The organism is Candidatus Hadarchaeales archaeon (genome assembly GCA_038823825.1).
Lineage (GTDB): Archaea > Hadarchaeota > Hadarchaeia > Hadarchaeales > Hadarchaeaceae > JAVZGN01.
In genome coordinates this window covers 252,522-276,668 of the sequence record JAWBCC010000001.1, presented here as the reverse complement: position 1 = coordinate 276,668, position 24,147 = coordinate 252,522, and the positions used below count along the sequence as shown (strand labels likewise).

28 protein-coding genes and 1 tRNA gene are annotated in these 24,147 nt (G+C 44.0%); 25 read left to right on the top strand and 4 right to left on the bottom strand.

Annotation, left to right across the window (positions count from 1 at the left end; translation table 11 throughout):
• The first annotated feature begins 60 nt into the window (after positions 1 to 60).
• Both QXF64_01410 and QXF64_01405 read left to right on the top strand, forming a co-directional pair.
• Positions 61 to 1,281 carry a hypothetical protein gene (locus QXF64_01410; protein MEM1689151.1) on the top strand — a complete coding sequence of 407 codons (1,221 nt, stop codon included), beginning with the start codon at positions 61 to 63 and terminating at the stop codon, positions 1,279 to 1,281.
• A gap of 16 nt (positions 1,282 to 1,297) precedes the next feature.
• Positions 1,298 to 1,990, top strand: coding sequence for a hypothetical protein (locus tag QXF64_01405; GenBank protein MEM1689150.1), 693 nt, complete (start codon positions 1,298 to 1,300; stop codon positions 1,988 to 1,990).
• On the opposite strand, the gene QXF64_01400 is transcribed toward QXF64_01405, so the two are convergent.
• Together QXF64_01400 and cca are read right to left on the bottom strand one after the other, a co-directional pair.
• A complete protein-coding gene (locus QXF64_01400; protein MEM1689149.1) occupies positions 1,978 to 3,015 on the bottom strand; it encodes a hypothetical protein in 1,038 nt (345 codons plus the stop codon). The two genes, QXF64_01405 and QXF64_01400, sit on opposite strands and share 13 nt — an antisense overlap.
• 48 nt (positions 3,016 to 3,063) lie before the next feature.
• Positions 3,064 to 4,458, bottom strand: a complete 1,395-nt coding sequence (gene cca, locus QXF64_01395; GenBank protein ID MEM1689148.1) for a CCA tRNA nucleotidyltransferase — start codon at positions 4,456 to 4,458, stop codon at positions 3,064 to 3,066.
• A gap of 80 nt (positions 4,459 to 4,538) precedes the next feature.
• Between cca and QXF64_01390 the strand changes: the two genes are divergently transcribed.
• The 19 genes from QXF64_01390 to QXF64_01300 are packed head-to-tail and all read left to right on the top strand — an operon-like array spanning position 4,539 to position 20,152.
• A complete protein-coding gene (locus QXF64_01390; GenBank protein MEM1689147.1) occupies positions 4,539 to 5,522 on the top strand; it encodes a bifunctional N(6)-L-threonylcarbamoyladenine synthase/serine/threonine protein kinase in 984 nt (327 codons plus the stop codon).
• Positions 5,519 to 6,181 (top strand): KEOPS complex kinase/ATPase Bud32, encoded by a 663-nt coding sequence (locus QXF64_01385; protein ID MEM1689146.1) that lies wholly within the window; start codon positions 5,519 to 5,521, stop codon positions 6,179 to 6,181. The genes QXF64_01390 and QXF64_01385 overlap by 4 nt, the downstream gene beginning before the upstream one ends.
• A complete protein-coding gene (locus QXF64_01380; protein ID MEM1689145.1) occupies positions 6,172 to 6,768 on the top strand; it encodes an XTP/dITP diphosphatase in 597 nt (198 codons plus the stop codon). The genes QXF64_01385 and QXF64_01380 overlap by 10 nt, the downstream gene beginning before the upstream one ends.
• Positions 6,743 to 7,129: a 30S ribosomal protein S15 gene (locus QXF64_01375; protein MEM1689144.1), complete on the top strand. Its 387-nt coding sequence runs from the start codon at positions 6,743 to 6,745 to the stop codon at positions 7,127 to 7,129. Before QXF64_01380 ends, QXF64_01375 begins: the two co-directional genes overlap by 26 nt.
• A 17-nt stretch (positions 7,130 to 7,146) precedes the next feature.
• Positions 7,147 to 8,538 carry a DHH family phosphoesterase gene (locus QXF64_01370; GenBank protein MEM1689143.1) on the top strand — a complete coding sequence of 464 codons (1,392 nt, stop codon included), beginning with the start codon at positions 7,147 to 7,149 and terminating at the stop codon, positions 8,536 to 8,538.
• A complete protein-coding gene (locus QXF64_01365; GenBank protein MEM1689142.1) occupies positions 8,535 to 9,839 on the top strand; it encodes a DHH family phosphoesterase in 1,305 nt (434 codons plus the stop codon). The genes QXF64_01370 and QXF64_01365 overlap by 4 nt, the downstream gene beginning before the upstream one ends.
• 27 nt (positions 9,840 to 9,866) lie before the next feature.
• On the top strand, positions 9,867 to 11,021 hold the full coding sequence (locus QXF64_01360; GenBank protein ID MEM1689141.1) for a Clp1/GlmU family protein: 1,155 nt from the start codon (positions 9,867 to 9,869) through the stop codon (positions 11,019 to 11,021).
• Complete coding sequence (locus QXF64_01355; GenBank protein MEM1689140.1) at positions 10,987 to 11,253, top strand: KEOPS complex subunit Pcc1; 267 nt, start codon at positions 10,987 to 10,989, stop codon at positions 11,251 to 11,253. The genes QXF64_01360 and QXF64_01355 overlap by 35 nt, the downstream gene beginning before the upstream one ends.
• The gene (locus tag QXF64_01350; GenBank protein MEM1689139.1) at positions 11,250 to 12,704 is read left to right on the top strand and encodes an aminoacyl--tRNA ligase-related protein; all 1,455 of its coding nucleotides are present in this window, start codon (positions 11,250 to 11,252) and stop codon (positions 12,702 to 12,704) included. Before QXF64_01355 ends, QXF64_01350 begins: the two co-directional genes overlap by 4 nt.
• Positions 12,701 to 13,294, top strand: coding sequence for a 30S ribosomal protein S3ae (locus QXF64_01345; GenBank protein MEM1689138.1), 594 nt, complete (start codon positions 12,701 to 12,703; stop codon positions 13,292 to 13,294). Before QXF64_01350 ends, QXF64_01345 begins: the two co-directional genes overlap by 4 nt.
• Positions 13,295 to 13,303: 9 nt before the next feature.
• Positions 13,304 to 14,644: a phosphoglucosamine mutase gene (gene glmM, locus QXF64_01340; GenBank protein MEM1689137.1), complete on the top strand. Its 1,341-nt coding sequence runs from the start codon at positions 13,304 to 13,306 to the stop codon at positions 14,642 to 14,644.
• Between the two features lie 44 nt (positions 14,645 to 14,688).
• Entirely contained in the window at positions 14,689 to 15,978 is a 1,290-nt protein-coding gene (locus tag QXF64_01335) for a sugar phosphate nucleotidyltransferase (GenBank protein ID MEM1689136.1), read from the top strand.
• Between the two features lie 4 nt (positions 15,979 to 15,982).
• Complete coding sequence (locus QXF64_01330; protein MEM1689135.1) at positions 15,983 to 16,309, top strand: DUF2095 family protein; 327 nt, start codon at positions 15,983 to 15,985, stop codon at positions 16,307 to 16,309.
• Positions 16,309 to 17,508 (top strand): redox-regulated ATPase YchF, encoded by a 1,200-nt coding sequence (locus QXF64_01325; GenBank protein ID MEM1689134.1) that lies wholly within the window; start codon positions 16,309 to 16,311, stop codon positions 17,506 to 17,508. Before QXF64_01330 ends, QXF64_01325 begins: the two co-directional genes overlap by 1 nt.
• Positions 17,508 to 18,416 carry a hydroxyacid dehydrogenase gene (locus QXF64_01320; GenBank protein MEM1689133.1) on the top strand — a complete coding sequence of 303 codons (909 nt, stop codon included), beginning with the start codon at positions 17,508 to 17,510 and terminating at the stop codon, positions 18,414 to 18,416. The genes QXF64_01325 and QXF64_01320 overlap by 1 nt, the downstream gene beginning before the upstream one ends.
• Before the next feature lies 1 nt (position 18,417).
• Positions 18,418 to 18,966 carry a 50S ribosomal protein L15e gene (locus QXF64_01315; GenBank protein ID MEM1689132.1) on the top strand — a complete coding sequence of 183 codons (549 nt, stop codon included), beginning with the start codon at positions 18,418 to 18,420 and terminating at the stop codon, positions 18,964 to 18,966.
• A gap of 1 nt (position 18,967) precedes the next feature.
• A complete protein-coding gene (locus QXF64_01310; protein MEM1689131.1) occupies positions 18,968 to 19,435 on the top strand; it encodes an RNA-binding domain-containing protein in 468 nt (155 codons plus the stop codon).
• Entirely contained in the window at positions 19,408 to 19,638 is a 231-nt protein-coding gene (locus QXF64_01305) for a hypothetical protein (GenBank protein ID MEM1689130.1), read from the top strand. The genes QXF64_01310 and QXF64_01305 overlap by 28 nt, the downstream gene beginning before the upstream one ends.
• A gap of 31 nt (positions 19,639 to 19,669) precedes the next feature.
• Positions 19,670 to 20,152: a hypothetical protein gene (locus tag QXF64_01300; GenBank protein MEM1689129.1), complete on the top strand. Its 483-nt coding sequence runs from the start codon at positions 19,670 to 19,672 to the stop codon at positions 20,150 to 20,152.
• Between the two features lie 22 nt (positions 20,153 to 20,174).
• Here QXF64_01300 and QXF64_01295 read toward each other — a convergent pair.
• Positions 20,175 to 20,301, bottom strand: a tRNA-Met gene (locus tag QXF64_01295).
• A gap of 27 nt (positions 20,302 to 20,328) precedes the next feature.
• On the bottom strand, positions 20,329 to 21,021 hold the full coding sequence (gene rpiA / locus QXF64_01290; GenBank protein ID MEM1689128.1) for a ribose-5-phosphate isomerase RpiA: 693 nt from the start codon (positions 21,019 to 21,021) through the stop codon (positions 20,329 to 20,331).
• Between the two features lie 68 nt (positions 21,022 to 21,089).
• On the opposite strand from rpiA, the gene QXF64_01285 reads away from it, so the two are divergent.
• The 4 genes from QXF64_01285 to QXF64_01270 are packed head-to-tail and all read left to right on the top strand — an operon-like array spanning position 21,090 to position 24,124.
• The gene (locus QXF64_01285) at positions 21,090 to 21,620 is read left to right on the top strand and encodes a CBS domain-containing protein (GenBank protein ID MEM1689127.1); all 531 of its coding nucleotides are present in this window, start codon (positions 21,090 to 21,092) and stop codon (positions 21,618 to 21,620) included.
• A gap of 5 nt (positions 21,621 to 21,625) precedes the next feature.
• Positions 21,626 to 22,432 carry a CBS domain-containing protein gene (locus QXF64_01280; protein MEM1689126.1) on the top strand — a complete coding sequence of 269 codons (807 nt, stop codon included), beginning with the start codon at positions 21,626 to 21,628 and terminating at the stop codon, positions 22,430 to 22,432.
• A gap of 4 nt (positions 22,433 to 22,436) precedes the next feature.
• The gene (locus QXF64_01275) at positions 22,437 to 23,336 is read left to right on the top strand and encodes a CBS domain-containing protein (GenBank protein ID MEM1689125.1); all 900 of its coding nucleotides are present in this window, start codon (positions 22,437 to 22,439) and stop codon (positions 23,334 to 23,336) included.
• 29 nt (positions 23,337 to 23,365) lie between these two features.
• Positions 23,366 to 24,124, top strand: a complete 759-nt coding sequence (locus QXF64_01270) for a CBS domain-containing protein (GenBank protein MEM1689124.1) — start codon at positions 23,366 to 23,368, stop codon at positions 24,122 to 24,124.
• The last annotated feature ends 23 nt before the right edge of the window (positions 24,125 to 24,147 follow it).

Sequence of the window (24,147 nt, the reverse complement as noted above, 5' to 3'; positions counted from 1 at the left end):
CCATCAAAACCTAGAGTTTTATAAAAGCTAAAAAAGACAAAGTGGGAGGTGAGAAAGAGCATGAGCAAAACCATACGCCACTTGAGCGGGACTGTCGCAGTTCTCCTCGTCTTCGCAGTTTCTCTTGGAGTGCTTTTAGCACCTGCTAGCTTCGCTGGGACAAGAACCGTCGATGGAAATCCAAACGACTGGATTGGAACACCGCCTGCCGCAGTAAACACGTACACAGTCGAAAATGGAGAGTGGATATGGAAGGACAACACAGGAGACCAACGAACAGATGTTGAGGGTCATGAAAACTGTGACATGAGCGAATTCAGGGTAACGGGAGATACGGAAAATATCTATTTCCTTCTGCGCTTTACAAATATGACAGATGCATGGAGAGTGCTCGTCTATATTGCCGTCGACACCACTCTAAACAGTGCTGGAAATGAATGGTTCCCAGATTTCACAACAACACTTGTGAACGCGAATGCAAGATGGGAGAGAGTTATAAAGGCATCAGTGGCTACTACTGGATATTATAACACATCGTGGCAGTATACCACCGCCGGAGCTTCTTATTTCAGCGCTACAAATAAGACCGTTGAAATCTCGATGCCATGGAGTGCCTTGGGCGTAAGCCTACCGGCTACTCTCAGATTCACGGTGATGATATGCGCTGACAACGGTAGTGGATTCCCCGTTGACATCGGCGGAGGAAGCATATCTGACGCTTTGGATGTCATTACAACGGTGAGTGGAAACACGTGGGGCGAGGTATCAGACAATGTCATAGATTATTATTTCGATGTAAACTTTGATTCCAGCGGAAATGCAACTTACGGGACCGGTCTGATCGCGGAAACTAGCAAACCAATGTACGTTACTTTAAGCCCAGGCATCGGTTACGTGCAGATAGTATCTATAAGCGATAACATCAACTTTGGCAGCGTTACTGCAGGAGAAACCAAGGAAGCATTGACGAATCCTTTCACTGTCGTTGTTAACAGTGAAAATGTTTCCGGAGTGGATGTCTACATAAAAGGAACTGATCTAACTGGTGGAGGCTGGACAATCGGAGTTGATAATATCGAGCACAGACCATTCGAGGGCGGATCCTGGGTTGCATTGACAAAAACCTACGCATTGCTGAGAGGAGACCTAGCAGCAAATCAGCAGCACACGATCAGGGAAAACTTCAGAATAAAGGTACCAGCACTGAACGTTCCAACAACGGTCAACTTCACGGGGACTGTATGGGTGAGAGTTCAAGACAATAGCCTACCCGCTCCGTAAGGCTGGAGGGAGAGAGATGCCAGACCACCGAGCTCGAACACTCGGCGGTCTGGTTATTTTTATTTTTTTAATAATGTTTCCTCCCCAAGTCTCGGCTAAGGCAGCCATTTTAGCCGACTTTCCTAGCTTTTATAAAAATTTGAACTTGAAAGCTGGAGAAAACGCAACTGTCTATCTTTATATCGTCAACAATGCGGAGGTCTCGGACGAGAACTGCTGGGCAGTTATCAGATCTGAGGTTTACCAAGACAACAAAATTATTGAACCAAAACATTTCTCGGTTTTGATAGATCCGGAAAACTCTGCTAGAGATGATCAAGCCCCCATTAGTGAAAAAGATGTGATAGCTGTGTTCACGACACCGGGTCAACCAGTAGTAGAGGTGCCTCCAAGAGAAGAATGGTCAGAATATGTTGACACATATGTCAAGATTTTAGGGGAAAATAAGTTCTACCCTGCCAGAATGGTGAAAGTGGTGATAATAGTGAGCAAAGAGGCTCCTTCAGATAAGTATTTGTTGGTTTTTCCCATACATCCTTGGACCGGCCAGGCGGGGGGTATCCAGATCATTGGAGAAACTGCTCCTTTCGTAACCCTTAACATTATAGCGAAACCCGGAGTAAACTATGTGCCAATAATTGTCATCCTTCTATGTATTGTCGGCTTGTGTCTTGGATTTCTTATGTTCAGAAATCTTCAGCGTAGATAGTTCTTCAAAAAGGAAGCAAGATCTTCCGGCATCGTGTCTATCACTGGCTCAAGCTGGAAGAGTTCCATAAAACCTATGTCGCCGGCATAAAGAGACGCCGGTGTTGGTCTCGCAACGAGCCTTATATTAAGCCAATAACAGTTACTCCAGTTTTCACCAACTGGTGCAGAAAAGGTTCCCATATTAAAGCTTCTGACACCAATTTCACAGTAACCACGAAGAATAGCTGAGAGCCCTTCGCAGAAATCGGAAATCTGCTGGTCATTCAAATCACTTAATGAAGAACTTCCCTCAAAAACCGCTATGATTTCCTTGTTGCCAATTGGAGAGAATGCTGCTATCCAGTGAACATTTCCTTTTCTCCCAATATATCGTTCATTAAGTTTTTGCTCTACTTCTATCAGCTCGCTCCAGTAATTCTTCCCCGCGCGTTCCTCAAATTCTCTGCTTTTTTGAAGCATGGTATGAAGGAAGAAAGTCGGTTCCCTACATGCTACAAGCTGAAAATGAGGATGAATGAGACTAGCAGCGGCTGGGGGCATGTAGTTCCAGCTGATGTTCCATATTTTGGCTGAATTGTCGAGTTCGAATATCCGTCTGAAATATTCGAGCGATGCTTTCATACAATCGCGCAAAAGAACTGGAGAAAAAGAAGACATCTCTATGTGATGCTCTCGAGATATCACTGCTACGGCATGATGGGCTGCAAATGGGAAGAGATTCGGTAAAACACATGCTTCTCCAACCCATATCCGATCCGGAAGTGGAGATGGAAACTTTGGAGTTGTGTTTTCTATGTTCTCGGGACAGAAAAAGCAGCCTTTTCTAGAGCTTTCAATTATTTGCTCGTATTCTGGAGAGCATTTGACATGTTTTGGCCGACGGGCTCTTTGGATGTTTAAACGCGATTTTCTTCCGGTAAGCGGATCTACACGAACCTCCACCTCTTGCGTCACAAGATTAAATCCTTCAAGTGGACTGCGGAATGTCGCTTTTTCTATTTCGCGCCTGAATTCCACAGTCATCCATATTATGAAGATGTCTCAACTTAAAAATATAATGTGTAGACTTTTTTATCTATACCAGCGAAGACGATCGTCAAAATATTCAGACAAGAAAAGTCTGGCGTCCTCATTTCGCAGGAGCTTGGAAGCCTCTGCATCGATCAGAAGTTCGCAATTTCCCTTCATTATGAGATCTGCGACATCCTTGCCAAAACCCAAACGCTTCTGAAGCAGATCCTTTATAACGGATACCGGGTCTCTCCATTTTCTTTCGATCTCGAAAACAATGTTGCCAAACTCATTTACTGTTGGACCGACAATTGTTCGCTCGGAATTTATGTACGTTTCGATAAACTTAGATGAATCGATCGGTGGGCGCGGACCAACTCTAGCCTCAACATTTGGTAACTTCTTGGGAAACGTCTCCATTACGATGGCAGCATGACGGTCACCTGACCATACGGCATAACGCAGCACTGAAAATCCCCTTTGCACAAGCCCAGTATGAATGGCTTTGGCCGTTTTTCTAAGCTGAGGATACATAACTTCCTCAGATATTCCATCATGCTTTATGTAAAGGACTATGAATCTTGTTTCCCTTTGCTTTAGGATTTCACGCAGACTTTTTTGAGTTAATCTTCTTGGAGGTCGCGGGAAGAAGAAATTCAAGCTCGGTGATTTCAGAAAATCTCTGCAAGCCTGAATAAACACGCTAAAACTTCTGTGAGAAACCGCTGCAGCCACATTTCGTTTCGGATCTACTGGGTCTATCACGATTAGAGGTTGATTTGGAAATAGCTTTGAGAGATCACGTCTGTCGCTGTAAAATTTTTCAATGTCGATGACGACGCCATGATACCAGTTGCAGGCGTTTTTTACAAGTTCCATGAATGATCCGTAGTGAAGAATCAAAAGTTCACAAAGATATCCGGAAAATCCTTGCACTTTTGCTTCTGCTCCGTATATACCGATCCCTATGGCAAACTGTTTGAGAAGAAGCACTTCATCCGCGAGCTTTCCCTTGATTCTTTCTTTAATATATTGCTGGTGGTGCGGAGTACGATCCGGAGCGCTTTTTGTCTTAGTCGGATCAGAAATATCGAAGCAAGGGACTAAATCGACTTCAAATCCCTCAAAAACCACTCTAACGTACGGATGCTCGGCGTATTCCTCTTTCCCTGATGATCCAGCAATTTCTCTAGCAAGCTTCATTCCGAGAAACTCCATCTCCTCTTCAGATATTTTCTCAGGGAAAAGAAGCAGAAGATCGATGTCCTTTTCCCCTTTCAACCAAGTCCCTCTTGCGGCAGAACCAACGAGCATGACTTTTGCATCAATTCCGAGTTGCTTCATTTTTTTCTCTGCAATCGCCTGCAGCTTACGTGCGGCGGACAACATTCTGGTCAAATCTTGGTTGCTCGGTTTTACCTTCTCAAGGACTTTCCTCAGGATTTCTTCATGCATACAGCTCAAATTATACACCAATGTAAATAAGTTCTCATGATACGGGTTAAAGGTATTATCTCTTAAACGGAATTGGGAATATGATGATATGCCTCGGAATAGAAGGAACTGCTCATACCTTCGGGATCGGCTTGATGAACTCTAGAGGAAAGATCCTCGCCAACTGTTGGAAAACGTATATCCCGGAAAGTGGAGGAATTCATCCTAGAGAGGCTGCGAGGTTTCATGCTCAAAATGCGGGAAAAGTTATAGAAGAAGCTATGAGAATCGCTGGGGTTTCTCCTCAAGACTTGGACTTGATCGCATTTTCACAGGGGCCTGGACTCGGTCCTGTGTTACGAACCGCTGCAACAGTTGCCAGAGCCCTGGCTGCATGGCTCGAAATCCCAATCATTGGGGTTAATCACTGCATCGCACATGTAGAGATCGGAAGGTTAGTTGGAAAAGCTAAAGATCCCTTAACCGTTTATGTAAGCGGTGGAAACACACAAGTGATTGCATTCGCTTCTGGTAGATATCGAATATTCGGAGAAACACTAGATATACCATTAGGTAACTGCCTGGACGTTTTTGCCAGAGAGGTTGGAATACCTCATCCTGGAGGACCCAAGATAGAAAAGCTGGCAAAAAAGGGCAAAAAATATCTCCACCTGCCTTACGCTGTCAAGGGGATGGACTTGTCTTTTAGTGGCATACTGAGTGAAGCGATCAGACTCGTCGAAAGTGGAGAACGTTTGGAAGATGTTGCATATAGTTTACAAGAGACTACCTTTGCAGCTTTGGTCGAAGTATCTGAAAGAGCTCTGGCTCACACTGAGAAAAAGGAGCTCATGCTCACCGGAGGTGTTGCAGCTAACAAAAGATTGCGTGAGATGTTAAGTTTAATGGCCAAGGAACATGGAGCCAAATTTGTTGTCCCTCCGGCCGAACTCTGTCAAGACAATGGTGTAATGATTGCTTGGACCGGATTATTGGCTTACAAGAGTGGTTGTAGACAGAGACTGGAAGAAACCCAGGTAAAACAGAGATGGCGAACGGATGAGGTGGAAGTGACATGGAGATGATAAAAAAAGGTGCCGAGGCAGACTTGTATCTCGCTGATTTCCATTCTGTTCTTCACCGCGGAGGGAAGGGTAAAGTCATCATAAAATTGAGAATTTCGAAAAAATATAGGATACCCGAAATCGACCGGTGGTTGAGAAAATCTAGGACTTCTTTGGAAGCTAAATTGATGATGGACGCAAAAGCGGCTGGCGTACCGGTTCCGGTTATCTTCGAGGTAGATCCTGAGAGTTCAAAAATTGTCATGAAATTCATAGAGGGCATACAGCTTAAGAAAATTCTGGATCGGATACCAACCAAAAGACGTAGAAAAGTTTACAGGAAAATCGGAGAATATGTGGCAAAGCTTCACCGAGCAGGAATTGTTCATGGAGATCTGACAACATCTAACATGATACTAACAGAAAACGATGAAGTATTTTTCATAGATTTCGGACTTGGAGAATACGATTCTTCGACTGAAGCAAGGGGCGTTGATCTTCATCTTCTCCGAAGAGCTCTAGAGAGCGTACACTTCCGAATAGTTAATGAAGCCTATCACCAAATAATCGAGAGCTATCGCAAGACTTTTGGCTCTGGAGCAGAGGAGATAATAAAACGAGCAGAAGAAATTTCTAAGAGAGGAAGATATGTGGCAAGAGAGGAGAGAACTTGGCGCTGAACTTTGTCACAACAAATGAGCATAAGTTCAAAGAAGTTTACATAATAGCGAAGGAGGTCGGAGTTAAAATAAATTGGAAGAGGATGTCTTATACCGAGATTCAATCCGATGATTTAAGCGAAATAGTGAAAATCGGGGCTAAAGAGGCCTGCGAAAAAATCAAGGAACCATGCTTCGTAGAAGATGCAGGAATGTTCATACATGCGCTAAAAGGTTTTCCGGGCCCATATTCCAAATTCGTTTTCCTCACAATAGGTAACAAAGGTATATTGAAGCTGATGAACGGTGTTGAAGATAGAACTTCTGAGTTTCGATCAGCAGTGGGTTTCTGCACACCTGGGCTGGAGCCTATTGCTTTTGAGGCTTCTGTCAGAGGTAAAATAGCCTTTGAAGAGAGAGGAACACACGGATTTGGATTTGATCCAATTTTCGAAATAAATGGCAAAACTTATGCAGAGATGACTACTGAGGAGAAGAATGCTCTTTCTCATCGTGGGATAGCAGTCAGAAAGTTTTTAACTTGGTTTAAAGGGAAATATGGAGAAGGTATAGGGGAAGAAGATGAGACTCGAGATACCAAACTCTGAAGAAGTTGAGAAACTCGTGGTAAAGCTTGCCAAAGAAGGAAATCCACCAAGTAAGATAGGGTTGATACTCAGAGATCAGTATGCGGTACCTAGCGTCCGGGAAATCACGGGAAAGACTGTAAAACAAATTCTCAAGGAACACGGACTCATGCCAAAGCTCCCAGAAGATTTGGCGAATGTCATAAGAAAGGCTGTAAAACTTTATGATCACCTTTCTAAACACAAGAAAGATTATAAAACAAAAAGAGCTCTGGAAATCGTAGAATCAAGAATAAACAGACTTGTACGATACTACAAGAGAAAGGGCGAATTGCCTCCAGACTGGAGATATGACAGAGAAAAGGCCAGCTTGCTCGTATGAACCCCTTTGGGGATTGAATGAGAGAAAAGTTAAAGTCACTCCAGCGAGATGCACAGGAAGCAGCTGAATTTTTGAGAGAAAAGTTAGAAGAGGGCGAAAGCGTCAAAATCATTTCCCACGTCGATGCGGATGGGATTTCTGCAGCTGCCATCTTGGCCAGATGTCTTCATTATTATAACGTTCCATACGTTGTGAAATTTTGTAAACCCATGAGAAGTGATGAAATAGAAAAACTAAGCAGAGAAAGTTGCGGGGTATTCATTTTTGTAGACCAAGGCACCACTCAGCTTGAAGACATCCATAAACATCTGCTGGCTAAGGGAAAAACCGTTCTTTTGATCGATCATCATGCTGGTGAGCTCAAGACTCATTCTAATTTGAGATGCGTTCACTCGCATACGGTTGGAATAAATGGCGGACGGGACATAAGTGCTAGTGGTGTGGCGTATCTCGTGGCCGAAAATATGGGAGCAAAGTTCAAGTCACTCATCAGACTTGCTCTAGTAGGGGCAATTGGAGATAGGCAAGAGTTTGTAGATGGATTCCAAGGAGCAAACGCGATATTTCTAAAACAAGCGGTAGATTTCGGCATGGTGGAAATAAAGGAAGGATTAAAACTTGCAGGGAGAAGTCTGCGATCAGTTCTTTTTTCTCTTTGGCTCTCCACCAGACCTTATCTGCCAGGACTTTCTGGAGACATCGATGAAAGTAGAAAACTTTTAGAAAATTTAGACATCGATCCGTCAGTGTCCATTTGTGAGCTTGATGAAGAAAGCGAGAAAACTTTGCGGGACGCTATCATTGCGAAAACCAACATTGGCGAAGATCTTGGACATCTGATATGGGGAAAAATTTACATTGATAAACAAAAAGAACTTGTAGGAACTAATGACTTAAGAGATTTCGCGTATTTGCTTGATAGCTGTGCTGATATGAATTCGGCCGATGTTGGATTTGCGGTTGCAATCGGAGATAAGGGGATGTTGAATACCGCTCTGGATAGATTTGAAACCAGACAAAAAGAGATGCTGAAAATTTTACAACAGATAATGAAAAAGATGGAAAGCTTTAAAGAAATGAAAAACTTCCGTTACATTTTCTGTCCTGAAATTGGACCTCTCATGATAGGTGAGGCTATTTCTCTTTTACTCGAGTCTGCGATCCTTAGAGAAGACAAGCCCGCCGCGGGAATAAGCGTGATAAATGAAAATGAACTAAAAATTTCCGTGCGAGCGACTCTTGGTCTTGCTGATGCGGGCTACAATGTTGGAGAGGCTGTGAGGAAAGCGGCGAGCGAAGTTGGAGAAAACGGAGGTGGACACGATGTGGCAGCTTCTGCAAGAGTGAGAAAAGAAAAGCTTGATGATTTTCTGAGGGCGCTGGATAGATATTTGGGAGGAGGTGCATGAACTACTTTGAACAGGTTGAGAGACTATACAGAGAGAATTCTGACTTTAAACACGCTATCGAAACAATCAAAGGTCTTGGAAAAAAATCTAAAGTTTTAAACTTTTCTCATAACGATGTAGATGGAGTCTGCAGTGCTTTTCTGTTAAAAAGAATGCTAAAAAAATACGGAGGAATTGAAACAATCTCGGTTATGCCTCCAGATTTCAAACTAACCAAGAAGGATGTGGAAAGTTTCGGAAAAGAGGGGAGATTCGACCTGCTGATAGTTTCTGACAAGGGGACTTTTGAAGACTACGATGAAATTTGCGAAATTGCGAGCGATGTGTTGATTATAGATCACCACCAGCCCCAGGGCATGCCTAAAATCTGCAAAGTGTTCAATCCAAGATCTGATAATAAAGAATATGCTGCTGCGACCACACTTCTTTGCCATATGATTATGACGAAGCTTGGTATATCTGGAGAAATCGAAGATTTCATTTGCGCGATGGGCTGTAGAGGAGATTTCGCGTTTGATGTCGTCAGCGGTAAATGTCAGCCGTTCGCAAGACCTTTCTTAGAATATGTCCGACCAAAAATTCCAGAAATTTTCGAGATAGTGAAGGAGAAACCAACGATGTTTGACACAGAAGACCGAACAAAAACTGCCATTTTACATAAAATTACAGAAATTGTTCATGCTGGAACACTTGCGCATCTCTATTCTGAAGATTTTGTCCTAGATATACCCTATGGCCCCGATCTTGTTCTAAACTTCTTCATTGAACTCTCCGAAACTGGAAAATATCCAAAAAACGTGGAGGAATTTCTCTCCACCAAAAGTGGTAAACTTATCGGAGAAGTTTACGAAAAATTTCAAAACGACTGGAAAATTTTAGAGAAACGTGTCAAAAATCCTATACATCTTGGAAAGGTCGGCAATGCATCCATTTATCTAATTTTCGCTAGAGAGATTCGCAGAGCAGAACAAACAGCTTTCTCTGCGATTCTACCATTTGTTGCCTTTGCACACATGAATGAATTTAAAAAGGAAGGAGAGGAAACAGTAATCATCGTATTTTGTCCAAAGAAAATAGGAACACATATTTCTATGCGGACAGATGGAAAAATCATCAACTGCGGCGAGTTTCTGGCGAGGCTTGCTGAAAAACTTAGGAAAAGATACCCCAATGAGAAAATCAGTGGAGGTGGTCATGCTAATGCCGCCGGATTCTTCGCGTCGTCCGGAGTATCAATGTACAAAGTTTTACAGGAGTTGGTCTCTTTAACAGAGGAGATACTCACGGAGATAAATATTTGAAATTAACTGACAATTTTCTGATGAATTATGAAAATTGAACTTCCTCCGGGGAAATTGTACAGACTCGAGGGACCGGCAAATCTTCGAATAATAAGCGGCAGTCTGCGCGTGTCGGGCGGATTACGAACTGAGGGAGACCAAATTGTTGTTCCAAGATTGAGATCCGTTCCGATTGAGGTTCTGACACGTTCGCTTGTCGAATATCAGTTGGGGGAGGAGGGAAGGTTGGAAGAGTTAACGGGGGTTGCGATTCCGGAAGATTGGACAAAAGTCATTGAGAAAATCCAAAAATCTAGGGGCAAGGTTCTCATAATAGGAGAGGTGGATGTGGGAAAAACCTTCTTTGCGACGTATGTTGGAAATGTCCTTTTTCAAAATGGGCTTAAAGTTGCTGTTGTTGATGGAGACGTCGGACAAAGCGATATCGGACCGCCTACCACTGTAGCTTTGGGTATTTTCGAAAAACCTGTATGCCTTCTTTCGGAGGTGCCAATGGTGGCGTCTTATTTCGTGGGCAATGTCTCACTCGCGAATCATATACCAGAATTCTTGGCCGGTATGGCTAAATTGACGAAAAAGGGCTCCACTTTGGCCGACGTTCTACTGATTAACACGCCTGGCTGGATAACCGGGCTGGGGGCTTTTCTACAAATTTTGACCGAAGAATTACTTGAGCCAGACATAGTTGTTGGACTGCAACGAACTTGTGAACTCGAACGAATTCTGAGATTTTTCCCGAACTGGAAAGTTCAGCGAATACCCGTTTCGCCTCACGTTAGAAGAAGAAGCAGAGGAGAAAGAGCTGAGATAAGAAGGCTAAACTTCGCGAAATACTTTGAAAATGCGAGAAAAGTGAGAATTGACACCAACAAGTGTCGAATCCTTGGAAAGCATGAGGATTACGAATTCTGGCAACTGGGAGAAAAAGTTCATTTCTTAGAAAATCTCCAAATTATGAAAGGACTTCTAGTTGGATTGGTCGACGAGGAAAGGAAATTACTTGGTTTGGGGATAGTAGACGGATTTAACATGCGGGAAAAATATATCGAAATCATTACAGCGGTTGAAAATCCAGAGAAAATTACCGAAATTAGGCTGGGAAGCATCAGAATAAAACCTAATGGAGAAGAAATATCTGGGGAACGCTATGAAAATGAAAGCGGAACTAGAAATCGAATATGAGGACGAAAAAACTGCCAGAGCGTTGGCGGAAGCCTTAACACCTGATAACTTAGAAGCTCCAAATGAGATGAAAATAATCACTAAAAGCGAAGGGTGTGTTATCTTTACGGAGATAAATTTCGGTGGAAGGATTAGAACATTGATTGCCACGATCGATGACCTCCTTTCTTGTCTCCAAGCTGCAGAGGAGGCAATCGGACTCGGATTTACAAAAGAGAAGGTGGAAGAATGAGATTCGAACTAGAGGGCAAAATAGTCTTCAGAAAACCAATTGAGGAAATCAAGGTGGAGATTTCTGAAATTTTGCATAAAAATGAAGATTTGCTCGTAAAAGGTGCCCGCGATAAAGAAGATGCTGCGAAAATAACGGGCTTCAAGATAGAAGGTGACTCCGTTACTCTTATGTTGGAGTCGGGCAGAAAAGTTCGGGCACACGATGTCTTACTTCGGTTTGCCCGTGTAATGTCTGAAGAACTTGGAAAAAAACATAAAATAGGATTGAAAACAATTGAAATTCCAAACTGTAGAATAAGGATACCCTGCATAGATCCGGAAACCGCAACAGATAGACTAAGCAATTTGCCTTGCAAGATAGAAAAAGGAACAAAAGAAATCGTTTTGATTTTGAACAACTTGGGGGAAGCAGACATCAGAAAAAGAATGATCGACAGACTAGTCGCAGATGCAGAAAAAGCCCTTGTCGAAATTCCGAGAGTGGAAGAAGAAAAAATAGTAAAGAGAAGTGAACCAAAAGAGCACAAGTTCAAAGAGGATCCGTTCAAACTAGCTCTCGAGCTTGGATGGGTGAAAGAATTTCCGGGGAGAGGCCAATGGATTTATGCCTCTCCTTATGCTAAACTTTTCACTGCCATCGAAGATTTAATTGTTGAAAAAATTATCAAGCCGATGGGGTTTGAGGAAGTCCTTTTACCAAAACTCATACCGCTCAAGGTCATGATGAAGATGCCAGGTTATCTTGACAACGTTCCGGAAGGAATGTATTATGTTTGTCCTCCCCCAAGAGACCCAGAAGCTTTTGAGAAATTTAAGCAAAAAATCAGGCTGAAGAAAGAAATCGATGTAATAGAACTCGGAAAAGTTCTCAAGAATCCTGCTTATGTCCTCGCTCCTGCCCAGTGTGAACCCTTCTATCAGCAGTTTTCCGGAAAAATCGTGAAAATGGAAGAACTTCCGGTTAAGCAGTTCGATCGCAGCGGATGGACGTATAGGTGGGAAGGCGGAGGTGTGGAAGGACTGACCAGAGTTCAAGAATTCCAGCGAATTGAGGCGATAATGCTCGGAAAACCAGAGGATATCAGAAAAATCAGGGATGAGATGGTGGAAAGAAGTGTGGCACTGGCGGAAGAACTCGGAATGGAATGGAGGGTTAAAGTAGCAACACCTTTCTATTTGCGTGAAGGGTCCGAAGGAGAAGTCGGTGCTGCCACTTACGACCTAGAAGTTTTTCTGCCTTACAATCAAGAATGGCTCGAAGTAGGGTCCTATAACGTACATGGAAATAAATTTGCAAAAAGCTTTAGAATAAAAGAAGCAAGAGGAAGGGAGGTCTGGACTGGATGTTGCGGATTTGGAACAAACAGATGGGTCGTGGGCTTTTTAGCTCAGCATGGGATGGAGATGGAGAAATGGCCGAAAATCGTGAGAGATAGGGTGATCGGATGACAGAGGCTACTGAGAGGAAGAAAATCAAAAGTTGGAAGGAGAAAGTCTGGTATGAAGTATACGCTCCTTCGATGTTCGGAGGAGCGATGGTAGGAGAGATCCCTGCTTCGGATCCCTCGCACTTAATCGGGAGAGTCTTCGAAACTACGCTCGGTGATATTTTCAATGACCCTTCAAAGTCATGTGTCAAACTCTATTTTAAGATAACCAAGGTTGAGGATACGAAAGCTCATACAGAGTTTGATGGACATGAGATGGTCAAAGACTACATCAGAAGTCTGGTTAGAAGAAGAAGCGAGAAAGTCGACGAAATAACTCCTGTGCAGACAACAGACGGATATCAAATGAGGATAACTTCGATGGCAATAACGGCGGGAAAGACTAAGAGTTCTAAGATCTCCACTATGAGGAAGATGATAAGAGAAATCATACAAAAAAGAGCTGCGGAGAGAACTTTTGATCAGTTTGTGCAGGAAATGGTGCTCGGAAAGCTCGCAATGGATATCCTCAAGGCGATAAAGGTTATTCATCCTATCCGCAGAATTGAAGTTTACAAGAGCAAGATTTTGAAAAAGCCTCAGCAGACATAAGGGAAGATAATGGGAAGACTTTTTGGAACTTCTGGGATAAGAGGAGTTTTCGGTCATGATATAACACCAGAAATGTTCATAGAAATTGGAAAATCTTTGGCGACTTTCATTGGCGGAGGGGAGGTAATTGTTGCCAGAGACCCTAGATTATCTGGAGAGATTTTGGCGAACGCACTAATGGCCGGGATTATGGGCGGTGGATGCCAAGTACTCGATGGAGGAATTGCGCCGACTCCAGCCTTGGCTTTTTCTGTGAGAATTCTCAGAAAGAAAGCTGGAGCAGTCATAACAGCATCCCACAATCCACCCGAGTACAATGGAGCAAAATTTTGGGATGAGCGCGGAATGGCATATACAGCGGAGATGGAAAGGGAGATAGAGCGAATCTATTTTGAAAAATCTTGGAAAGGTGTTGAGTGGAAGTTTGTTGGAAAATCACGAAAGATTGATGTCTGCAGAACCTACATACAGGAAATACTCAAAAATCTGCAACTTGAAAGAAAGTTTAGAGTTGTTGTAGATTGCGGCAATGGCGCTGGCAGCGTTGTTACACCATTTCTTCTGAGAAAGCTTGGATGCGAAGTAATCGGGCTGAATTGTCACTTGGATGGCAGATTTCCGGGAAGAGGCTTAGAACCAAACGAAGAAAACCTAACAGTCCTCTGCAGGATAGTAAAGGAGGTTAGGGCGGATCTCGGGATAGCGCATGATGGAGACGCGGATAGGGTGGCTGTCGTTGACGATCACGGAAGGTTTGTTGGCGGAGATAAGCTAGTGGCAATGCTCGCCAGCTGGATCGTGAAAAGCAAAGGAACCGTTGTCACGACAGTTGATGCATCTATGATCGTAGACGAAGCCGTGGAAAAGGCTGGAGGCAGGGTAGTTAGGACCAAGGTAGGAGATGTGAGCGTGGCTTGTGAAGTTGCCAAATATGGCGCAAAATTTGGAGGAGAACCCAGTGGTGCTATGATATTTCCCGACCTTCATCTTGCGCCAGATGGACCACTCGGAGCAATCAAAGTTCTGATGATGCTCGAGGAGATAGGACGACCACTCTCAGAACTAGCAGATGAGCTTCCAGAATTTCCAATAGCGAGGAAGAAGATAGCATGCCCCAACGAGATAAAGGAAAAAGTCATGAAAGAGGTCTCCGAAGAATTACCAAGAATGCTGGAAACCATTTCCTTAACAACGGTTGATGGAATCAGAGTAGAAACTGAAGATGGATGGGTACTCGTGCGTCCTTCCGGGACTGAACCTTACATAAGAATAACGGCAGAAGGTAGAAGCCCAGAGGTCACCAAAATGCTCGTCGAGAAAGCTTCCAAGGTTGTGGAAAAAATCATTTAGATATGGCTTTATAGAGAAACACCGCGATTAGTGAATATGAGAAAATGAAAGCGGTTGTGTTAGCTGCTGGATTGGGCAAGAGACTGCGACCGCTAACTTTCACAAAACCGAAGTTCTTATTGCCTGTGGCCGGAAAACCGGCCCTAGATCATGTATTGCTCCTCCTTAAGAGTTTGGGCGTGGAGGAAGTTGCTTTAATAGTTGGCTTCGGAAAGGAGCAGATAATTGACAGATATAAGGATGGAAGAGAACTGGGATTAAAGCTTCATTACATCGAGCAAAAGAAGCTGCTTGGAACTGCGAACGCACTAGGCATGGCTGAGGACTTTGTCGGAGAAGAAAGGTTCATAGCGATGAATGGAGACACGCTCGTTGACTTCGAATCAATGAAAAGTCTGCTTGAAAAGTATGAGAGGGTGAAAGATAATGGGAATTTCGGCGGAGTGATGGCGACCATTGAAGTTGATCAGCCTGAACAGTTTGGAATCGTTTTTGTGGAGAACGGAAAAGTTGTGAAAATTGTTGAAAAAGCCAAGAGAATAAAAAGCAGAACGGCGAACGCTGGAATATATATTTTTGATCCAGCGATTTTCGAGGCAATACACAGAACACCAAAGTCTGTTAGGGGAGAATATGAGCTTACCACTTCTATGCAGATTTTGATAGATGAAGGAAAGAGCATCCATGTTTCACCTGTGAAGCTCTGGGCCGACATTGGACGACCTTGGGACCTTTTGGTCGCTAATGAGTATTTTCTCCAAGGTATCAAACATGAGATTCATGGAAAGATTGAGGTGGGAGCGCACATAGAAGGTAAAGTCTACATAGGAGAGGGGACGACAATAAGGTCTGGTTCATACATAATCGGGCCGACTTATATCGGAAGGAATTGTGATATCGGGCCGAACTGCTTCATCAGACCCTGCACGAGCATTGGAGACAATGTGAGAATAGGAAACGCGGTTGAGATCAAAAATTCGATTATCATGGATAACACACATGTGGGGCACCTTTCTTACGTTGGGGATAGCGTTATCGGGAGTAACTGCAACCTTGGCGCTGGAACAACTATAGCCAATCTGAGGCTTGATGAAAGACCGATAAAAATGAAAATCGATGGGAAGGTTGTGAGCTCCGGGAGAAGGAAGCTTGGAACTATAATCGCTGATAATGTAAAGACGGGTATAAACTGCACCATAAATGTTGGAGTTAAAATCGGACCAAACTCCGCAATTGGTCCCGGAACGTATGTCTACGAAGATGTGCCGCCGGGTACATTTGTTTACACGAAGCCACAAGTTAAAAAGAAAAAATGGAGACCCAAGGAGTCGTAAAACAATGGAGATTGATATTGAAGAATTCAAAAGAAAGTTTCCGAATCTCGCCAGAGAAATTTTAGGATCCCAGGGATATAGGATAAGCTCTGTCAGAAGTTCGATTGAGGAAGGAGAAAAAACTGCAATAGGAGAGAGACCGAACCTGATTGACTTTTTGAGAAGATGTGATACGGACGAACAAGCGCTAGAGATAATCAATTATTTCGAGAAAAAAGGCGAGATTTCCGAAGAATATGCGGCAAGATTACGGGCACAGCTTGTAAAGGAAGGTGTCAGAAGTTTTGGCAGCAAGCTTGAAAGAAACTGGTTCCTGAGGGAAAAGACTTGATGGAGATTGGATTGGTCGGAAAACCGAACTCCGGGAAAACTACGTTTTTTAACGCTGCTACTCTCCTCAACGCTCCGGTTGCTGATTATCCGTTTACAACAATTGAGGCAAACATCGGCGTGACCTACATTCGACGTCCATGTCCATGTAGAGAGTTAAACGTTAAATGTAATCCTCAGAATTCGATGTGCATTAATGGAACCAGATTTATCCCGGTAAGGATCATAGATGTTGCAGGACTTGTCGAGGGCGCACATGAGGGGAGGGGTCTCGGGAACAAGTTCTTGGACGACTTGAGAATGGCTGCCGCGCTTCTGCACATTGTGGACGCATCCGGATCAACAGACAAAGAGGGGAGAGTATGTGAACCTGGAAGCCACGACCCCCTGGAGGACGTGAAGTTCTTGGAAAATGAAATCAGAATGTGGATAAAAGGAATCCTGGCTAAAGATTGGAAGAGCTTTGCTAGACGAACAAAATATCAGAGATTGGATCTTGCGAAGGAGATTGCAAAGATAATGACAGGATTGGGGATAACCGAAGAGCAGGTAATTGAGGCGATGAAGAAGGCCGGCGTTGATAGGGGGGACCCGGAGAAGTGGTCGGATGAGGATCTTCTGTCTTTTGCTGGCGAGCTGCAGAAGGTTAGCAAACCGATGATAATAGTTGCAAACAAATGTGATGTTCCGACGGCCGAGAAAAACATCGAAAGGTTAAAACATGCTGGATATCTCACTGTTCCTGCGTCCGCGGAGGCTGAGCTGATACTGAGAAGAGCAGCGGAGAAAGATATCATTTCCTACCAGCCCGGAGATCCTAGCTTCATTATAAAACATCCAGAAAAGCTCACCGATCTTCAGAAATCGGCGCTTGAAAGGGTGAAGAAACTTATGGAGAAGTTTGGAGGCACTGGCGTTCAGCAAGCTATAGAGATAGCGGTCAGAGATTTGCTGGAATTAATAGTTGTATATCCTGTAAGCGATGAAAACAAGTTTGCGGATAAGAACGGGAATGTTCTACCCGATGCGTTTCTGGTAAGACGCGGGACTACGGTAAAGGAGTTTGCATACAAGATTCACACAGATCTAGGAGAAACGTTTTTATATGCTGTCGACGCCAAAACAAAAAGAAGAATCGGAGAAGACTATGAGTTGAAGGAAGGAGATGTGATAAAGATAGTGGCGACGAAGGGATTGTGATGAAAATATTGGTAGCAGACAACATCCACGAAGACGGTGTGCGAGAACTCCGTAAGCTCGGAGAGGTAGAGGTAAGACCCGGAATGTCGATAGAAGAACTTCTTGAGCGTGTAAAGGATGCGGATATTCTCGTGGTTAGAAGTGCAACAAAAGTGACTAAAGAAGTTATTGAAGCAGGGAAAAAACTTAAATTAATCGCGAGGGCTGGTGTTGGACTTGACAACATAGATGTGGCCGCCGCAAGGGAGAGAGGAATCATCGTAGTAAATGCTCCAGAAGCACCATCCGTTGCGGTTGCGGAGCTAACAATCGGGCTTATGTTGGCGATTGTTAGAAAAATTCCAGCAGCCGACATGAGCATGAAGAGTGGAAAGTGGGAGAAAAAAGCCATGATGGGTAGAGAGCTCCGTGGGAAGACTCTTGGAATAATAGGAACTGGAAACATTGGAAAAGAAGTGGCAAAGAGAGCGAAAGCTTTCGGGATGGATCTGCTGTTTTACGATGTCGTAAGAGACGAGAATTTTGCTAAAGAGGTTGGCGGGAAATATGTTGGACTTGAGGAACTCTTGAGAAATTCCGACTTTGTGTCCATTCACGTGCCATTGACAGAAGAAACACGGAGAATGATCGGAGAAAGAGAAATTGCGATGATGAAGCCTGGAGCTGTGCTTGTGAACACATCGAGAGGACCAATTGTGGATGAAATGGCGCTTGCGGAGGCGCTTAAATCAGGTAGACTTGGAGGAGCTTGCTTGGACGTTTTCGAAAAGGAACCACCGGTTGGCAGTCCGATTTTGGAATGTCCGAATACTGTGCTCACTCCTCATATTGGAGCTTCGACCGTGGAGGCGCAGAGAGAGGCTGCGCTTATAATCGCAGAGAAAATTAGGAAGATTGTGGTGGGCTAGAGTGAGACGATACAACATACCTGAAGAGGATTTAGAAGCTGTGATGAAAGAGAGACTCATAAAGTGGAGAAAAGGTCCGGCGATCGTCAGAGTTGAGAGACCTACTAAACCGAGAAGAGCTAGGAGTCTGGGCTACAAACCCAAGCAAGGGATAATTGTCGTAAGGGTGAGGGTCAGAAAGGGTGGAAGGAGAAAACCTAGACCATCTAGAGGAAGAAAACCGAAAAGAATGGGAGTTAGAAAGATTACGCCTGGAAAGAGTCTGCAGGTGATTGCGGAAGAAAGAGCAGCTAGAAAATTTCCAAACATGGAAGTTTTGAATTCCTACCATGTTGCATCTGATGGAACACATGAGTATTATGAAGTCATCCTTGTAGATCCGCATCATCCGGTTATAAAAAGCGATCCACAGCTGAAATGGATAGCCGAACCCCAACATAAAGGAAGAGCGTTCAGAGGGCTCACCAGCGCTGGAAAAAAGATGCGTGGACTGAGACGGAAAGGAAAAGGTGCGGAGAAAGTAAGGCCGAGCGCTAGGGCGAATGAGTAGAATGAAAAGAATAGTGGATAATCTCGAGGTCACTGTTTTCGCTCATGCCACTGAGAACGAGAACAAGGTGTTGAAGTGTTTGCAAGTAGTGCTTCCTGAAAATATCGGAGTTGAAAAAAATCTTTTAAGAGGTCACTACGGAAATCCCATCACAAAATTTTTTGGTAAATGCCGTGGAAAGAAGGCTCAGTCATGTCTTGATGATCTAATCAGAAAAATGAGCAGAGAAGATTTGAAGAGTTTAATCGAGAATTTGAAAAACAAGTTCGATAGCTCTTGTCATCTTTACCTGCGGCTCTCCAAACAGGAGGCTTATGAAGGAAAAGTAAAGCTTTCTGAAGGAGATGATGTGATTCATGTGAAAGTGAAGGTGCTCGCCAGACCGGCAAAGGTTGAAAACGCTACACGCATCATCAGGAATTATCTTCTTGGGGTGTCGGGTTGCGTAGAGAAAGAAGAAGATACATAGTCGTGCGTGGTAAACCAGAAATAATTGAGGGTATAGTTGGATGCGAGATAATCAGAAAACTTCCAGCCAACGGGGTTGTTATCAGATGTCGACATTTGGACCTCCCACGGATAAGAAAAGAACTCGTAGAGCGTGGCTGTGAAGTTCTCGGAGTGTCCGGAACGATCAAGAAAGCGATAACGAAATTTTGGTATAACCTTTAAAAATGTCGATTTCTGAGTTTTAGTGGAAGAGATGCGAAAAAGTGCTATCGGAATCGTCGTGTTGTTTTGGCTTTTGGGTTCCACGCTTGTGAGCGCTTCTTTGAGCATCAGATATCCTGCGGAGTTAAACAGCTTGAACTTGAAACTTGTGGAGAATCAAACTATAACGTATCCAATTACGATTGTCAACAACTTTTCGAGAAATGTCTTAGTGCATATTACGGATAACAACGATAACAAAGTTGTAGATATAAATCATCCCACAACCGTGCTCATCACAGAAGGAGGAAATTTTGTCGTAGATGTCACAATCAGAGCGAAGTCCTCTGGATCATTTTGGTTTAGAGTTGATTTTAACTGTGGTTTTGAAAATGAAGAAAACATTGTTAAATATTACGGAATCACCTTTAAGGGGAAGGTAACAAACGAGATCGAGGAAGACTCAGTCGGCGTTTCCTCAGGATCGTTGATCTGGGTGATCATACCCGTATTTGTGATATTTCTATGGGACTAATTCTGAAAAAGAAGCAATAGAGTGGTGCCGGGGGCGGGACTCGAACCCGCGGCCTTGGGATTTCCCACCCATCATCCGAAAGTCAGCACTCACAGCCTATTGGACGTAGGCTATGAGTCCCACGCTCTAACCATCTGAGCTACCCCGGCCCAAAAATATCTCGAAAACATCAAATCTTAAAGTTTGCTGAAGAATCCGAGGAATTCTCTTTTGCTTTTGATAACGTCGTAGCCGCCTTCGTGACCTACGATGACAATATCTGCTAGATCGGTAAAAATTCCGTTCTCGACAACGCCAGGAATTTCATTCAACTTTTTCTCCAAGCTTTTCGGATTTGTTATTTTTTTAAATCGAACGTCGAGGATATAATTCCCGTTGTCCGTAACAAACGGTTTTTCACCAGAGAGTCTGAGTTCTGGCTTTCCGCCGAGTCTCTTTATTTCTTCGGATGTAAACCGCAGGGAGAACGGAATGACTTCGACTGGGATTGGGTTTTTCTTTCCGAGTTTCTTCACGAGTTTCGTTCTGTCGACTACGATTACGACTTTTTTTGCGGCTTTAGCCAGTATTTTTTCCCGAGTCAGCGCACCACCCTTGCCTTTAATCATGTTGAAGGAAGTATCTATTTCATCCGCGCCGTCTATCGTTAAGTCGAGCTCTCCGCCGAGTTCGTAGAGCTTCAGACCGAGTCTTGAAGCCAACTTCGCTATTTGCTCTGAAGAAGGAACATACTTCGCTTTTATTTTCTTCCTGGCAAGAGCTTTAACAACTTCAGCCATTGTAGTTCCAGAACCGAGACCGACCGTCATGCCGGGTTCAACCAACTCAACCGCGGCCGTTGCAGCAAACTTTTTCCACTCTTCCCACATCTGACCATCAACAATCGATTAGAAAGTTATTTATAATAACTCGTTGCGCAAATAGAAAATTGAGAGCAATGAGGAATAGAGTGCTCGTCGGAGAAATAATGACGAAAGACGTTCTTACTATAGGACCAGAGAGCTCTGTGATGAAAGCTGCGAAGATGATGGCGAGCAGAAGCGTTGGCAGCATCGTTGTCGTACAGAAAGGAAAACCGATTGGGATAGTCACCGAGAGAGATTTGTTGATGAAGGTGATAAGCACAGATCTCAGACCCAGCAAGGTTCTAGTGAAAAAGATAATGTCTAAGCCTGTGATTACTGTAACACCAGAGACTGATGTGCTTGATGCTGTCAGAGTTATGGCTAAAAATCACATAAGAAGGCTTCCAGTGGTTGATGGTGGAAAGCTGGTCGGCATAATAACAACGAGGGATATAATGAGAATTTCCCCGGAGCTCTTGGAGGCAAACATGACGCAGCCAATGGCAACGGGTGAGAGAATAGAGGGTAGTGTCTGCGAGATCTGCGGAGAGTTTACTACTCACCTTTACGAAGTCAATGGAATGTGGGTGTGTGAAAGCTGTAGAGATGAGATAGAAAGGTAGATTGTTTGAGGAGTCCTGGGGTCTCACTTGGTGGCCTCACGGCAAGAGAAGTTATGGTTAAAACTTTTCCCAGTGTAGGATCGAGAGATCTCGTTACTAAAGCCAGAGCTATAATGCGCGAAACCGGATGGAGAATCTTGCCAGTAGTCGATGGTGGTATGCTGGAAGGGATTATCACTCAGCGTGAAATCCTCCGAGTAAGTTCGACGAGATCGAACATACCTGTAAGCGGAATTATGTCAATCGTGCCGGTTTTGATCACACCGGCCACTGAGTTGAAAAGGGTAGTCAAAGCCCTAATCGATTTTGGGCTTGACGGGTTGCCGGTTGTGATGGATCAAACAAACAGAACCATTGTCGGGATGATCAGGGCCGAGGATATTATGCAGAGATTGGTTGAGCTCTCTAGTCTAAAAGTCAAGGTGGAGGACATCATGACAAGAGATCCTGTCGTGTGCAGCCCGGAGGATGAAATCGTAAAAATCTGGGAAATAATGGAAAAATCTCACTTCTCGGGAGTGCCTGTTGTTGAGGTGAGAGGGGGGAAGAAAATTGTTATTGGCATGATAACTAGAAGCGACATCATAAGAGAAGGTAGTGCGAGGTTATCGGAAGAATCCAGAAAAGAAAGAAAAACCAAGGTCAGAAGTGTTATGAAATCGCCTGCTGTTACGATTGAGCAGGATTCCGAGGTGGTACAAGCGATGAGACTCATGCTCGAGAGAAAGATTAAAAGGCTACCAGTTGTGAAAAATGGAGAACTGGTCGGGATAGTGAGCAGAGAAGACATACTGAAGATGATATGCAGGTGATCGATTGAGAAGAATTCCATCGTATGGGTATGGAGACAGGGGGCCTCTGGAGTTTAAATCGAGACTTCACAGAGAGGAAGGAGAAGTGATGAAAATCGCAAATAGAGATGTTGTTACTGCTACATCTACGACCCCTATTTTGAAGATAGTTAGCCTGATGGTCAAGAATAAAATAAGAAGAGTTCCGATCGTGCAGACTGGCACTAAGAAAATCGAGGGAATCGTGAGATCTAGAGACGTCATAAGCTTTCTCGGTGGTGGTAAGAAGCATGAAATCGTGCAGAAAAAGTTTGCAGGGAGCTTTTACTCGGCGATAAACGAGCCGGTCAGAGTGATCATGGAGAAAGATTTTCCCAAAGCAAGCATGTACATCAAAATTCCTGAGGCAGCTGGGCTTTTGCTGAGCAGTGGACATGGAGGACTAATTCTGACCGACGAGAAGAATGAAATAGCTGGGGTTGTTACAGACAGAGATTTTGTGAAGTTTTTGCCTGAGAGGACAGGATATAATGTTGGGTATTATATGACGAGAAGGGTTGTGACGGTTGAGCCTTCACATCCGATTTTAGAAGTAATGAAGAGAATAATCGACTGGAATGTGAGGCGGCTTCCAGTGGTGGAAAACGGAAAGCTTGTGGGAATCATCACAAGTATGGATATATTGAGATATTTTGGAACTGGGAAGGTTTTCGAATACCTCATGAGTCAGAAAATTGACGACGTGGTCTCGGTGCCCGTTGAGGAAATAATGACTAGAAATGTCTTGAAGATTTCTCCTGAGGCAGACATAGGAGAGGCTGCAACTTTGATGAGGGAAAAAGGATGCGGAGGTTTGCCAGTCGTGAGTGACGACATGTTGGTTGGGATAATAACGGAAAGAGACATACTCAGGCTGATGGTGTGAATTTTTGTCTTCTCCTCGGAGGATGAGAAATGAGAGTTAAAGACATCATGAGTTCTCCGCTTCTGACGATCGACCCTCGTGTTTCTCTTGGGGAGGCTGTCAGAATCATGAAAGAGAGAAAAATATCCAGACTTGTTGTTGTGGAGGGAGAAAAACTCGTGGGTGTGCTGACGGAAAAAGACATCGCGAGAATCGAAATCCCGCGAAAAGGTACTCTGGGACCGATCCAAGTTGGAGATATCATGACTAAAAATCCCATAACAGTTGACCCTAACGTTACGGCGAAGAGAGCTGCGGAGATAATGTTGGAGAGAAACATCGGATGTCTGCCAGTTGTCGAGGGATCTAAGGGAATCGGAATAATAACAAAACTGGACTTTGCGAAAGTTTGCCTCGATTTTGATGACGTTTTTGTCGGAGAAGTTATGCAGTCTGGACCCAGAACAGTCGGATTGGCGGAAAAACTCCCCCAATGCAGGAAGACCATGGTGGAAGAAGATTTGGTGGTACTTCCGGTGATGGAGAGGGAGAATCTAGTCGGAAATATCGTTCTGATAGATATCGTAGAGAAAACCGTCCAAATAGAAGCTGATAGGGTGAGAACAATGACTGCTGGTGAGGTGATGAGTCCGCCGAAGGTGGCTAGAACAGACTGGACTCTGGCGGAAGCTGCTAGGCTGATGTTGGCGGAGAGAATTTCTGGATTGCCGGTCGTGAATCCGGCTGAGGAGCTAGTAGGCCTGCTAACGAAGACTGAACTTGCAGAGGTTGCGCGCGAAAGACTTTAGATTATCGAGGATGATTGAAATTT